Source organism: Vogesella facilis, assembly GCF_042648525.1.
GTDB classification, from domain to species: Bacteria; Pseudomonadota; Gammaproteobacteria; order Burkholderiales; family Chromobacteriaceae; genus Vogesella; species Vogesella facilis.
The window spans coordinates 170,207-182,441 of sequence record NZ_JBHRXN010000009.1 but is presented as its reverse complement, the minus strand read 5'-3'; the positions used below and the strand labels follow the sequence as shown (position 1 = coordinate 182,441).

The following is a 12,235-nucleotide window of genomic DNA, read 5'->3' as shown; positions in this document are numbered from 1 at the left end:
AAATGCCATTAACATTTAAGCGGTTTGTGTAATACGCCTGCCATGAGAGAATGCCGCTATTGCTTTGCTAACCCACCACGACAGCCAGTGGCCGTCTGTCGGCAAAGCCCATAAGCAATCAGGGTTTCCCTCAAAAAAATGACCAGCAAGAATCAATATCTGCAGCAGCCGGCCGTCGCCGAATTCGTCAGCCAGCTGGCCTGCTGGCTGGACGGCGACCGTTTTGGCGAACACCAGTTCAAGGTGCGCGACAAGATCCTGCCCGCCGACTACGACCGCGATTTCCGCGCCGGCACGCTCGAAGAGGCGTTTCAGCGCTTCTACTGGAATGGCCGCTATTTCCACGAAAGCCAGGCACTGCTGGACGACTATCGGCTACGGCTGCGCAACGCCTTGCGCGACGCCGACAGCCACACCCTGCTGGCCGCCATCAACGACGTGCTGCTGTGGGGTTCCGGCGGCAAGGTCATCAAGCTCTATACCTACAATCGCGACTGGGCCGCGGCCAACCATCCGCAGCTGCTGGACAAGCTGCAGCGCAGCCTGGGCATTCTGCAGTCCGCCACGCCGGATGCCGCGCCGTTCGACGGCGAGCTGCGCATGAATGCCGGCTTTACCAAGGTGTATGCGCTGGCCGGTGACAACATCATGATGTACGACGGCCGCATCGGCGCCGCCATGGGCTACCTGGTGCGCCAGTTCTGCGAAAGCCGCCGCATGCTGCTGCCGGAGGCGCTGTGCTTCCCGTGGGCGCCCGGCGCTTCCACCATGAACCGCAATCCCAGCACCGACATGCTGCATTTCAAGCAACTGGCCAATCGCAGCCGCTTTCACGCCGAGTGGAAGATCCAGGCTAGCTGGATTGCCTGCGCCGCGCTGCAACGCGCCAGCGCCGCCTGGTGCAGCGGCCCCAACGCGCTGCGCCACTTCGAGGCCGCGCTGTTCATGCTGGGTTACGAAATCCCGATGGCGCAGCGCAAGGTCAACAAGCAGCGCCCGGCGCTGGGGCTGTAAGCCGTCACCCTCAGCCACCCCGCCAGCGGGGTGTTTTCATGTGCGCAGCGCGCTGATGCGGTACACGCAGCGCTGGCCGCCCGCCAGCAGATGCTCGCTGCGCTCCACCTCCGCCACGCCGGCAAACAGGCGGCGAAACTGCTGCAGCTCCGTGCGGCAAAACGCCGGACAGGCGCTGGCGGCGGCACAGATCGGGCAATGGTGTTCCAGCAGCAGCCAGTCGGCGCCCTGCTGCTGCACTTGCGCCATATAGCCGTCTTCGCTGCGCAAGGTCGCCAACTGCTGCAGCCGCTCCCCCGGCTCACACGCTGTCAGCGCCTGCTGATAACGCAGCTCGACCTGCTGCGCGCGTGCCGCGATCAGCGCCTCCAGCCCGGCCGCGCCCAGCTGCTCGCCCAGCAACTGCAGCAGCTGTGCACTCAATTCGCCATGTCGATCGGGGAAAACCGCGTGCCCCGCGGCGGTCAGCAACCAGTATTGTGCCGGCCGCCCCACGCCCTCGCGCCGCGACTCGCAGGCCACCAGCCCTTGCACCTGCAGCTGCTGCAATTGCTTGCGCACCCCCATGCCGCTCAGGCCGCTGTGCGCGGCCAGCTGCTGCACGGTCTGGGCGCCGGCGGTCTTGAGCCACTGCAACATGCCGTTGGCCGCCATCAGGATGCCTGCTTCACGGCATGCGGCCGTGCGGCCAACTTGCCAAGCTGCCACACCGCCAGCAGGCACATGCCGCCGCCCAGCGCGATGGTCAGCCGCGTATCCAGCAGGGTCAGCGCGCCGCCCAGCAGCGCCACCAGCACATTGCTGATGCAGAACACGGTGGACAGCAGCCCCATCACCGCGCCCTGCCCGTGATGAGCGAACTGCTCGGCGCACCAGGTGGGCAATAGCGCGTTGTAGATGGCCAGCGGCAGACCCAGCGCCATCACCAGCAGCACGCCGGGCTGCGCCGGCAGGCCGGCCAGCAGCAGCAGGCCAAGCGCGACGATCAGCGCATTGCGCCGCGCCAGCAGTAAGGGCTCGCTGCCATGGCCGCGCTTGCCCAGCGCGGCGCTGGACAGCGTCATCAGCAGGCACAGCCCGGCCGTCACCCAGGCGATGCCGGTGCTGTCCAGGCGGGCGAACTCCACCAGCCACAGCGGGTAGAATTCGTAGAAGGCATTCACCCCCAGCGCGAACAGCAGCTGCATCCAGAACAGTGCGGCCAACAGTTTGTCCTGCCGCAGGAGGCTAAAGGCGTGCTGCTTGCGCACCACCGCCAGCAGCGACACCCCCTGCAGCCCCTCGGCGGCGCCGGTCTCCGGCAGCACCCACAGCAGGATGGCCAGACACGGCAGCAGAGTGAAGGCGCCGATCAGGAACGGCACCGGCTCGCCCAATGGCAGGGTAAAGCCGCCGATCATCGGCCCCACCAGCCAGCCCATGTACAGCACGGCATTGAGAATGGCAAAGCTGCGGGCGCGATCCAGCTGCGGATGCAGGTCGGCCACGATGGCGCGCGCCACCGCCACATTGCCTTCGGTCACCCCGGTAAGAAAGCGCGAGAACACGAACAGCAGGTACCAGCGCATGTCCAGCGCCCAGGCAGTCAGCAAGTAGCCCAGCAGGGTCAGCGTCAGGGTGGTCAGCAGGATGCGGCGGCGCCCCAGCCGGTCGGACAGCGCACCGATGAAGGTGCTGCCCAGCAGGATGCCCAGCGGGTTGGCCGCCAGCGCCAGCCCCAGCAGCAGCTTGGGCGGCAGACCGGCAAAGTGGTTGAAGGCATCCGCCGGCGCATCCACAAAAATGGGTGCCAGGATCGGGTACGGCATGGCGACGCCGGCGGTGCTCATCAGCGCCACCAGGCAGACCGCCAGCAGAATCAGTTTCGGGTGGGCAACAGTCACGGCGTGGGCATCATTCATTCAAGGGTCCGCCAGTATACACAACGTTTGTCATATATAAACTTTTGGTTTGCAAATTGCGCTGCAGCACCGGCTATGTTTCTGGCATCATGCAGGCAAACCTTCACCGGAACGCCGCCATGAGCACCAGCCGCATGCAATGGGAGCAATTGCTGTCCACCCGCCGCTTCAAGGTCCGCGAAGGTGTGATCTGCGAAACCCACACCCCGGCCACGCTGGAAGGCGCCGCCGGCCTGCGCAGCGACTTCCACATCGACCACGACCGCGTGGTGTTTTCCAGCGCCTTTCGTCGTCTGGGCCGCAAGACCCAGGTGCACCCGCTGGCGCCCAACGACCATACCCACAACCGCCTGACCCACAGCGTGGAAGTCGCCAGCGTTGGCCGCAGCCTGGGCAACCGCGTCGGCGCCATGCTGCAGGCGGCCGGCAGCCTGCCCGCCGGTTACACGCCGTTCGACATCGGTGGTGCGGTGCAGGTCGCCTGCCTGGCGCACGACATCGGCAACCCGCCGTTCGGCCACACCGGCGAAGACGCGCTGCGCGAATGGTTCCGTGACCCGGCCCACGCCGCATGGTTGCAGGGCCTGAGCGCCGCCGAGCGGCAGGACATCCAGACCTACGAAGGCAATGCCCACGGCCTGCGCATGGTGTCCACGCTGGAGATGTACCGCGGCGAGGGCGGCATGCGGCTGACCTCGGCCGCACTGGGGGCGCTGATCAAATACCCGTGGACTTCCGATGCGCAGCCGGCGCAGGCGCGCGGCAAGTTCAACCTGTACCGCACCGAGCTGCCGTACTTCGAACGCGTGGCGGCCGAGCTGGGGCTGATCCGCAAGGGCGAACACGAATGGGCGCGCCACCCGCTGTCCTACCTGATGGAAGCGGCCGACGACATCTGCTACGCCATTCTGGACCTGGAAGACGCGGTGGAGATCGGCATCCTCGACGTGCACGAATTCGAGGCGCTGTTCAGCCACTTCGGCGAGATGGAGCGGGTGTGGCGCACCCAGGACATCACGCAGAAATGCGCGATGCTGCGCGGCATTGCCGTGGGCCGCTGCGTGGCGGAGGTGGCGGAAAAATTCATGCTGCACCAGGACACGCTGCTGGCCGGCAGCTTCCAGGGCAAGGACCTGATCGATGTCTGCGCGCAGGACATCAAGCGCACATTGCTGGACGCCAAGGCGCTGGCCAGCCAGAAGGTCTACCGCCACCGCACCAAACTGGTGACCGAGCTGGCGTCCTACCCCTGCATCGGCACGGTGCTGGATATCGTGGTGCCGGCGGTGTACACCCAGGTCACGCAAGGGCCGCAGGCACTGGGCGCACGCCAGGCGCTGGCGCTGGGCCTGCTGCCGGCCATGCCCGAGCACGGCGGCAGCCTGTACCTGGCGTATATGGCCGTGCTGGACTACATCGGCGCCATGACCGACAACTATGCGGCCAACCTGGCACGCGAGATTTCCGGCGTCGGCATCCTGTAAGCCCCGCGCCGGCGGCCGCAGAACAAAGCGTTCTCTGCGCCGCCGGCAAACTGCGGGTAAACCCTTGCCGCAAGGTTGGCCGCAGGCCGCCACAATGGCGCCACCACCGCATCGGGTTTTTCCATGTTCGAACGCATTCTCACCATCATCCTGCCGGTACTGGTCATCGTGCTGATCGGCTGGCTGTACGCCCGCCACGCCCGCCCGGACATGCGCGCCACCAACAAGCTGAATATGGATGTCTGCGTGCCGCTGCTGGTGTTCTCGGCGCTGGCGGCCAAGGATTTCCAGCTGGCGGCGCAGTGGAAGCTGATGCCGGCGGCGGCGCTGCTGGTGGCACTCTCCGGCCTGCTGAGCTGGCCGCTGGCCAGGCTGGCCGGCATCAGCCCGCGCACCCTGCTGCCGCCGGTGATGTTCAACAACTGCGGCAATATGGGCCTGCCGCTGGCGCTGCTGGCGTTTGGCCGCGATGGCTTCAACGCCTTCGTGGTGCTGTTCGTGATCTCCAATCTGCTGCACTTCACGCTCGGCGCCTTCATCTTCAGCAGCCGCACCAGCCTGCGCAGCCTCGGCAAAAACCCCATCGTGCTGGCCACCGCGCTGGGCCTGCTGTTCGGCCTGGCCGGCTGGCATTTGCCGGACTGGCTGATGGGCGGCCTCAAGCTGCTGGGCGAAGCCACTATCCCGCTGATGCTGTTTGCGCTGGGGGTGCGCATGGTGGACGTCAGCTTCAAGGGCTGGCATGTCGGCCTGCTGGGCGCGGTACTGTGCCCGCTCACCGGCCTGGCCGGCGCAGCCATCGCCGTGCCGCTGCTGCAGCTGGACGCCGGCCAGAGCGCGCAGGTGATCCTGTTTGGCGCCCTGCCGCCAGCGGTGTTGAACTTCCTGATGGCCGAACTGTACCAACAGGAGCCGGACCGCATGGCCTCCATCGTGCTGATCGGCAACCTGCTGAGCCTGCTGTTCGTGCCCCTCGGCCTGGCTTTTGCGCTGTAGGCCAAGGCAGGCTACAGTCGGTACTGCACTGCGGCGACCCGTTCGCCGCTTTTTCATCTGTCGCCTTCGGAGGCCGCGTGACCCAATTGACCCGCTTCTGCCTGGTACGCCACGGTGAAACCGCCTGGAATGCCGAACGCCGCCTGCAAGGCCAGACCGACATCCCGCTGAACGCGCAGGGCGAAGAGCAAGCCAGCCACCTGGCGCAAGCCCTGCAGCGACGCGGCCAACGTTTCGATGCCCTGTACAGCAGCGACCTGATGCGCGCCCACCACACCGCACTGCCGGTGGCCGCCGCGCTGGGGTTGGACATCACCCTGCTGCCGGAGCTGCGCGAACGCCACTTTGGCGCCCTGCAGGGCGTTACCCTGCACGCCGGCGCCGACCAGCAGCCGGCGGCGTGGCAAGCCTACGCCAGCCGCGATGTCGAGCACGACCTGGCCGGCGGCGAAAGCCTGAACTGCTTCGCACAGCGGGTACGCGGCGCGCTGGAGCGCCTGGCCGCCCACCATCACGGCAAAACCGTCCTGCTGGTCAGCCACGGCGGCGTACTGGACGTCATCTACCGCCTCGCCTGCGGCCAACCCTTGCACGAGCAGCGCCGCGTCCCCATCCCCAACGCCGCGTTGAACTGGCTCAGCTTCGATGGCAGCCAGTGGCAGCTAGAACGCTGGGCCGACGAGTCGCATCTGGCGCAAGCGCTGGATGAACTGTAAGCCAGCGCCTCCTCGTACGACTGATCTCCTCCCGCCCCAGGAAACCATCATGAGCAAGATCTTCAAGACCCCGCAGCAATGGCGCGAGCAACTGACGCCGGAGCAGTTCCACGTCACCCGCGAAGCCGGCACCGAGCGCCCGTTCAGTGGCGAACACTACTTCCACCAGCGCCGCGGCCGCTATCACTGCATCTGCTGCGATGCACTACTGTTCGAATCCAGCACCAAGTTCGATGCCGGCTGCGGCTGGCCCAGCTTCTGGGAAGAAGCCGTACCCGGCAGCATCACCCGCCTGCGCGACAGCAGCCACGGCATGGTCCGCACCGAAGTGCGCTGCGCACAATGCGACGCCCACCTTGGCCACGTGTTCGAAGACGGCCCACCACCGACTGGCGAGCGCTATTGCATCAATTCCGTCGCGCTACAGTTTGTGGAGGATGGCGAGGTGTAGGTGTTGTAGGGAGGCAGATTAATTGAAAAATCTGGGCACGAGACGTGAAATGCCCGCCTCTCCCAGCCGCAACGACCCCGCGTCCGAGAAGGTGCGGGCACAAGGCTCGCAGCGATGCTAGCCCTACTTACTGGGGGACCGCATGATCGATAACGAGCTTGCCAAGCCAGAAGCAGTTGCAGACGGTGACAACCACGCCGGTAGTCGACAGCCCGGAAGTCAGCCGGCACCCAGAGCGACTGAAACTGCCGAGGCACGATGTCGACCCGAAACAGCGCACGCAAAGCGCCAGGAAACGCGAACACGCGCTGACTTCTACAAGATGCGCACGACGTAGCCAACGCATTGCCATGGCTACGGCCGTGCCGATAGCTGCAACCATACAGCCCAACTATCGCCTTGCCGCCGCAAAGCCGCACCATTCATGGGGCTCCCGTAACCTGCTTCGGGCCGAATCGGGAATCCCAGGCAGCAATATGACCACCGCCCGGCAACATGCACGTGCGGTGCACACCGGCGGTTTTGAAATACCAGCCACGGCCTATTTGAAACAGCTATAGCTTGCGTCGCAAACTCTGCCTCGCACCGGGGCCTGCAGCGCGCTACCCCTTCGCCACTTCCGCCTGCTTGCCAGTCTTTGCGGGTGCTCTACCCCATTAGGCTCACTCGGAGCCAGGCCGGAGCGACCACATCGACAGTGGGAAATGATGGTCGGAACACCGTTGCAGTCTAAATCCGACACCACACCCTATTTTTAATAAATCATTGAAATAGTTTTAAAAAATATTGAATTTGGCGTCGCCAGCAGGGTCCAACCTAGCAAATCCACGCGCCTTTCATGGTGTGCTGTCGCCGTCGAGTTCAATGGTGGGCCTGCTGGCCATGTTCCAAACGGATGGCACCTTCCCGTTGTGGAAGCCTCTCATCCTGGCATCGATTCAGTCATCACTTTCACGCATGTAGCACACAGCCGCGCCTACCTCAGGTAACAGCACGCTGCTGTGCCGCGCTTTGCCATCATCGGCACCACCACAGACGTCGCCCAGCACTCCATGTCGGCATAGACAAGAGGAGTGTGATCATGTCTTTCAAACCCCGCCACGGGCCTGCCTCGGCCGCGCTACAGCAGCAGACAGCCGCATCGTCGACAATAACGGCGCATTACGATGCGGAGCAGCATCAGCAGAAAACCAAAACAACTCCGGCGCCCACCACGCTTGAGCGCCCCCCGGCGACACGTCTCAGCCGCCGTCTGGAACAGCTGCGCCCGATACTGCGCCCCACCCCGCACGTGCCCCTGATCATGGAAGGCATGAATCTGTTCGCCAAACTCGAGTTCGTCAACCCGGTAGGCAGCATCAAGGACCGTTCCGCCTACTGGATTCTCAAACGTGCCGCCGAGCGTGGCGAGATCAACGAGGAGACGACGATAGTCGAATCTTCCTCCGGCAACTTTGCCACCGCACTGGCCACCTTCACTCACCTGGTCGGCCTGCGCTTCATCCCGGTGATCGATCCCAACATCGCCGCCAGCTACGAGTCATTCCTGCGCAACATCTGCACCTCGGTGGCAAAGGTAGATGAGCGCGATGACACCGGCGGCTTCCTGAAAACCCGCCTGGAAATGGTCAAGCAGCTGTGCGCCACGATTCCGAACAGCTACTGGACCAACCAGTACGCCAACGAAGACGCCGTCGAGGCGCACTACCTGCTCACGGCGGGTGAAATCTGCGACAGCTTCGACTCGCTTGACTACGTGTTCATCGCGGTCAGCACCGCCGGCACCATTGCCGGCGTCTCCCGCCGACTCAAAGAACACTTCCCGAACATCAAGGTCATCGGCGTCGATAGCGAGGGCTCCATCATCTTCGGTGGCGCGCCGCGCAAACGCCACATCCCCGGCCTTGGCTCCAGCATCATCCCGCCGCTGCTATCACAAGCCCTGATCGACGACGTGGTGGTGGTACCGGAGAGCGAGACCGCCGCCGCATGCCAGGAGCTGCTCACTACCCAGGGGCTGTTCGTGGGCGGTTCCAGCGGCACTGCCTATGCCGCGGTCAAGCGCTACGCCCCCAAGATGGTTGGCCGCAAGCGCCCTACCGTGCTGTTCCTGTGCGCGGATCGCGGCACGCCTTATCTCGATACCGTGTACGACAGCAACTGGACGACACGGCTTGAGTAGGGAGACACATCATGAAATTCGAACTGTCCATCATCAACGGCAAGACCGTTGCCGACATCCTTCGTCCCCGCCGGAAAGAATGTGTCGATATTGTCCGACATGCCTATCTCACCCATGCGGCAGGGCACTCCGTCAATCCGGACAGCTATTTCCTGCGCTTTCCAGACAAGCCGGACTGCCGGATCATTGCCTTGCCCGCCTATCTTGGCGACGACACCGACGTGGCCGGGCTGAAATGGGTTGCCAGCTTTCCCGGCAACGTCCAGAAAGGTTTTCCCCGCGCGTCGGCGGTACTCATCCTCAATAACTACGACACCGGCTATCCCTTCGCCATTCTCGAAGGCTCGATCATCTCGGCCTCGCGCACCGCTGCTTCAGCCGCGCTGGCGGCATACTGGTTGAACGGCAAGGCCCGGCGGGCACACTCGCTGGGCATCGTGGGTACCGGTTTCATCGCCCGCTACATCTACGAATTCCTGGTCGACACCGGATGGGAAATCGAGGAAGTCCAGCTGTACGATGCGGCCCCTCACGAGGCGGAAAAGTTCATCAAGACAGCGTGCCGCCAGGAGTTGCACCGCAGCGTCACGGTGGCTTCCAATGCGGAAAGCCTTATCCGCAGCTGCGACCTGATCGTCTTCACCACCGTCGCCTCGACGCCCTACATCACCGATGCCGCGCTGTTCACCCACAACCCGGTGGTGCTGCACATTTCGCTGCGCGACCTTGCGCCCGAGGTTCTTCTGCAATCGCAGAACGTGGTCGACGACGTCGAACACGTGATGAAGGCCAATACCTCACCCCACCTTACCGAGCAACTTACCGGCAACCGGCAATTTGTCACCGGCAGCCTGGCCGAAGTCATGCTTGGAGAGCGCACCGTCGACCACAGTCGCCCGGTCATTTTCTCGCCGTTCGGCATGGGGATACTCGACCTGGCGGTCGGCAAGTGGGTATATGACCAGGCGGTCACCAGCGGCCAGAATGTGCGACTGCCCACCTTCTTCCATGAGGTGGTGCGATGAAAACCGCCATGGCAAACAGGCCGGAAACGGTCACTCGTGCCGAGCATCTCTTGGCCGAGCTGCTCGCCAGCGTCATGCATGTTGACCGCGTGCCGATCGATCAGGACTTTTTCGCAGAGCTTGGCGCCGACTCGCTAGTGATGGCGCATTTCTGCGCCCGGGTGCGGAAGTGTGCGGACCTACCACCAGTCTCGATGAAGGACGTTTACGCCCATCCAACAATCCGGCGCCTGGCGGCCGCAATCGCCGCTACGGCACCTACCGCCCCCCAGCCGACGGCGAGCGCGGCGGCGATAGCAGCAACCCCAACCACCGCGCGCGAGTACCTGCTGTGTGGCACGCTGCAGGCGCTGTTCTACCTCGGTTACACCTACCTTGGGGTGTTCGCCGCCGTCGAAGGCTATCAGTGGCTGATCGCCGGGGCGCAAGGCCTAGCCAAGATGCTGCGCCTGGGGCTGTTCGGCAGTGCGGCTTTCTTCGTGATGTGCCTGGTACCGATCGCCGCGAAATGGCTGCTGATCGGTCGCTGGCAGTCACAACAGATCCGCCTCTGGAGCCTCGCCTATATACGCTTCTGGATCGTCAAGACACTGATCCGCTCCAACCCGTGCATTCACCTGTTCATCGGTTCGCCACTGTACGGGCTTTACCTGCGGGCGCTGGGGGCAAGCATCGGCCCACGAACCGTTATTCTCTCGCGGCATATCCCGGTGTGCACCGACCTGCTGACTATCGGCGCGGGTAGCGTGCTCCGCCGGGATGCCTTCTTCCAATGCTACCGGGCCGAGGCCGACCGGATAGAGACCGGCCCGGTGACGCTGGGCCAGAACGTCCTTGTCGGTGAAGCCGCCGTGCTCGACATTGGCACCACCATGGGCGACGGCGCACAGCTTGGCCATGCTTCGGCCCTGCATAGCGGCCAAACGATACCCGCCGGCGAACACTGGCATGGCTCGCCGGCACAACCTACCACGACCGATTATGTCCGGGTCGCGCCGACCCGCTGCAGCACGCTACGGCGCACCCTCTATGGCGCCTTCACCCTGATCGGCGTTTTCTTCCTGCTGGCGCCACTGCTGGAAAGCGGCTTCGGCCTGCTGTTCCTGTGGTCATCGTCACTGGCCGGGACGCTAGACCCGAGCCTACACAGCAGCAGCGGCAGCCTGACCGCGTATGGCTGGCTGGCTGAAGCGCTGACCTTCGCCACCGTTTTTTTCTTCGGTGCCTTGCTGGTCGGCCTGCTAGCCGTCGGCCTGCTTCCCCGTGTCTTGGGCATGTTCATCAAGCCGGATACGGTCTACCCCCTCTACAGCTTTCACTACGCGATACATCGGACCATTGCCTGGCTGGGGCGGCAACGCTTCCTCACCGTGCTCTTCGGTGACAGCTCCTACATCGTCCACCTCCTGAGCTGGATAGGCTATCGCCTGACGCCTGTCGTACAGACCGGATCGAATTTCGGCAGCGAAGTAACCACCACCAACCCCTTGCTCACGTCGGTGGGTAGCGGAACGATGGTTGCCGACGGTCTGTACCTGATCAACGACGAGGTATCCAATTCCTCGTTCCGGGTATCGCGAACCGCGATCGGCCCATGCAACTTCGTGGGCAACTACGTTACCTATCCTGCCGGCGCCAAAACCGCAGACAACTGCCTGCTTGCCATCAAGGTCATGGTGCCGATCGATGGCCCGACTCGCCAGGGCGTGGGCCTGCTGGGCTCCCCACCGTTCGAGATTCCACGTTCAGTAGAGCGCGACAGTCGCTTCGACTATCTCCAGCATGGCGAAGCGCTGCGCCAAGGGTTGGCCGCAAAGAACCGCTTCAACCTGAAGACCATCAGTCTGTTCCTGTTCACCCGCTGGCTAGGGGTGCTGCTGGTCGTGCTCATCGATCTGGCAGCAGTCGAACTGTTCTATGACGTGTTAGCCCATGCACTCATGGCCGCACTGTTCACGTTTAGCGCAGTGACCGCCATTGCCTACTACGCACTGGTGGAGCGCTGCTTCATCGCACTCGCACCGGCACCACCACCCATCTGTTCCATCTACGACCCGGATTTCTGGTGGGTGGAGCGCAACTGGAAACTGCACCCGATCAGCGTTTACCACCTGTTCGACGGCACGCCGTTCAAAGGCCTGCTCTGGCGGCTGATCGGCGTCAGCGTCGGCAAGCGACTGTTCGACGACGGCGTGCACATCTCCGAACCCACCCTGACCACCATCGGAGACGAGTGCGTACTCAACCATGCCAGCAAGATCCAGTGTGAATCACAGGAGGATGGCACCTACAAGTCCGGCCCGACCACGCTAGGTGCCGGCTGCACACTAGGCGTAAACGCCTTCGTGCACTACGGCGTGACCATGGGCGACGGCTCGCTCCTGGTCGCAGACTCCTTCCTCATGAAGGGCGAAGATGTGCCGCCGGGTACACGTTGGGCGGGAAACCCGGCGCGGGAGAATTAAG

Annotated in this window: 10 protein-coding genes; 8 read left to right on the top strand and 2 right to left on the bottom strand. The window is 63.9% G+C overall.

Annotation, left to right across the window (positions count from 1 at the left end; translation table 11 throughout):
• Positions 1 to 138 precede the first annotated feature (138 nt).
• Entirely contained in the window at positions 139 to 1,014 is an 876-nt protein-coding gene (locus ACFOLG_RS03690) for a hypothetical protein (protein WP_386088504.1), read from the top strand.
• 36 nt (positions 1,015 to 1,050) lie between these two features.
• On the opposite strand, the gene ACFOLG_RS03685 is transcribed toward ACFOLG_RS03690, so the two are convergent.
• Entirely contained in the window at positions 1,051 to 1,653 is a 603-nt protein-coding gene (locus tag ACFOLG_RS03685) for a helix-turn-helix transcriptional regulator (RefSeq protein ID WP_386088502.1), read from the bottom strand.
• 14 nt (positions 1,654 to 1,667) lie between these two features.
• A complete protein-coding gene (locus ACFOLG_RS03680; RefSeq protein ID WP_386088500.1) occupies positions 1,668 to 2,915 on the bottom strand; it encodes an MFS transporter in 1,248 nt (415 codons plus the stop codon).
• A 119-nt stretch (positions 2,916 to 3,034) separates the two neighbouring features.
• Here ACFOLG_RS03680 and ACFOLG_RS03675 point away from each other — a divergent pair, with 119 nt between their 5' ends.
• The 7 genes from ACFOLG_RS03675 to ACFOLG_RS03645 all read left to right on the top strand — a co-directional run bounded on the left by ACFOLG_RS03675 (position 3,035) and on the right by ACFOLG_RS03645 (position 12,234).
• Positions 3,035 to 4,399 (top strand): deoxyguanosinetriphosphate triphosphohydrolase, encoded by a 1,365-nt coding sequence (locus ACFOLG_RS03675; RefSeq protein WP_386088497.1) that lies wholly within the window; start codon positions 3,035 to 3,037, stop codon positions 4,397 to 4,399.
• A gap of 123 nt (positions 4,400 to 4,522) precedes the next feature.
• Complete coding sequence (locus ACFOLG_RS03670; protein WP_386088494.1) at positions 4,523 to 5,395, top strand: AEC family transporter; 873 nt, start codon at positions 4,523 to 4,525, stop codon at positions 5,393 to 5,395.
• A gap of 77 nt (positions 5,396 to 5,472) precedes the next feature.
• A complete protein-coding gene (locus tag ACFOLG_RS03665; RefSeq protein WP_386088492.1) occupies positions 5,473 to 6,111 on the top strand; it encodes a histidine phosphatase family protein in 639 nt (212 codons plus the stop codon).
• 46 nt (positions 6,112 to 6,157) lie between these two features.
• Positions 6,158 to 6,562, top strand: coding sequence for a peptide-methionine (R)-S-oxide reductase MsrB (gene msrB / locus ACFOLG_RS03660; RefSeq protein WP_449369279.1), 405 nt, complete (start codon positions 6,158 to 6,160; stop codon positions 6,560 to 6,562).
• A gap of 838 nt (positions 6,563 to 7,400) precedes the next feature.
• A complete protein-coding gene (sbnA, locus tag ACFOLG_RS03655; RefSeq protein ID WP_386088487.1) occupies positions 7,401 to 8,744 on the top strand; it encodes a 2,3-diaminopropionate biosynthesis protein SbnA in 1,344 nt (447 codons plus the stop codon).
• 11 nt (positions 8,745 to 8,755) lie between these two features.
• On the top strand, positions 8,756 to 9,769 hold the full coding sequence (gene sbnB, locus ACFOLG_RS03650) for a 2,3-diaminopropionate biosynthesis protein SbnB (protein ID WP_386088485.1): 1,014 nt from the start codon (positions 8,756 to 8,758) through the stop codon (positions 9,767 to 9,769).
• Positions 9,766 to 12,234, top strand: coding sequence for a Pls/PosA family non-ribosomal peptide synthetase (locus ACFOLG_RS03645; protein ID WP_386088483.1), 2,469 nt, complete (start codon positions 9,766 to 9,768; stop codon positions 12,232 to 12,234). Before sbnB ends, ACFOLG_RS03645 begins: the two co-directional genes overlap by 4 nt.
• The last annotated feature ends 1 nt before the right edge of the window (position 12,235 follow it).

What these genes read in the sequence shown, in the direction of transcription:
- sbnA (WP_386088487.1), top strand. Translation starts at nt 7,401, where the DNA reads ATGGTGTGCTGTCGCCGTCGAGTTCAATGGTGGGCCTGCTGGCCATGT.
- ACFOLG_RS03680 (WP_386088500.1), bottom strand. Translation starts at nt 2,915, where the DNA reads ATGAATGATGCCCACGCCGTGACTGTTGCCCACCCGAAACTGATTCTG.
- ACFOLG_RS03685 (WP_386088502.1), bottom strand. Translation starts at nt 1,653, where the DNA reads ATGTTGCAGTGGCTCAAGACCGCCGGCGCCCAGACCGTGCAGCAGCTG.
- ACFOLG_RS03645 (WP_386088483.1), top strand. Translation starts at nt 9,766, where the DNA reads ATGAAAACCGCCATGGCAAACAGGCCGGAAACGGTCACTCGTGCCGAG.
- sbnB (WP_386088485.1), top strand. Translation starts at nt 8,756, where the DNA reads ATGAAATTCGAACTGTCCATCATCAACGGCAAGACCGTTGCCGACATC.
- ACFOLG_RS03690 (WP_386088504.1), top strand. Translation starts at nt 139, where the DNA reads ATGACCAGCAAGAATCAATATCTGCAGCAGCCGGCCGTCGCCGAATTC.
- ACFOLG_RS03675 (WP_386088497.1), top strand. Translation starts at nt 3,035, where the DNA reads ATGAGCACCAGCCGCATGCAATGGGAGCAATTGCTGTCCACCCGCCGC.
- ACFOLG_RS03670 (WP_386088494.1), top strand. Translation starts at nt 4,523, where the DNA reads ATGTTCGAACGCATTCTCACCATCATCCTGCCGGTACTGGTCATCGTG.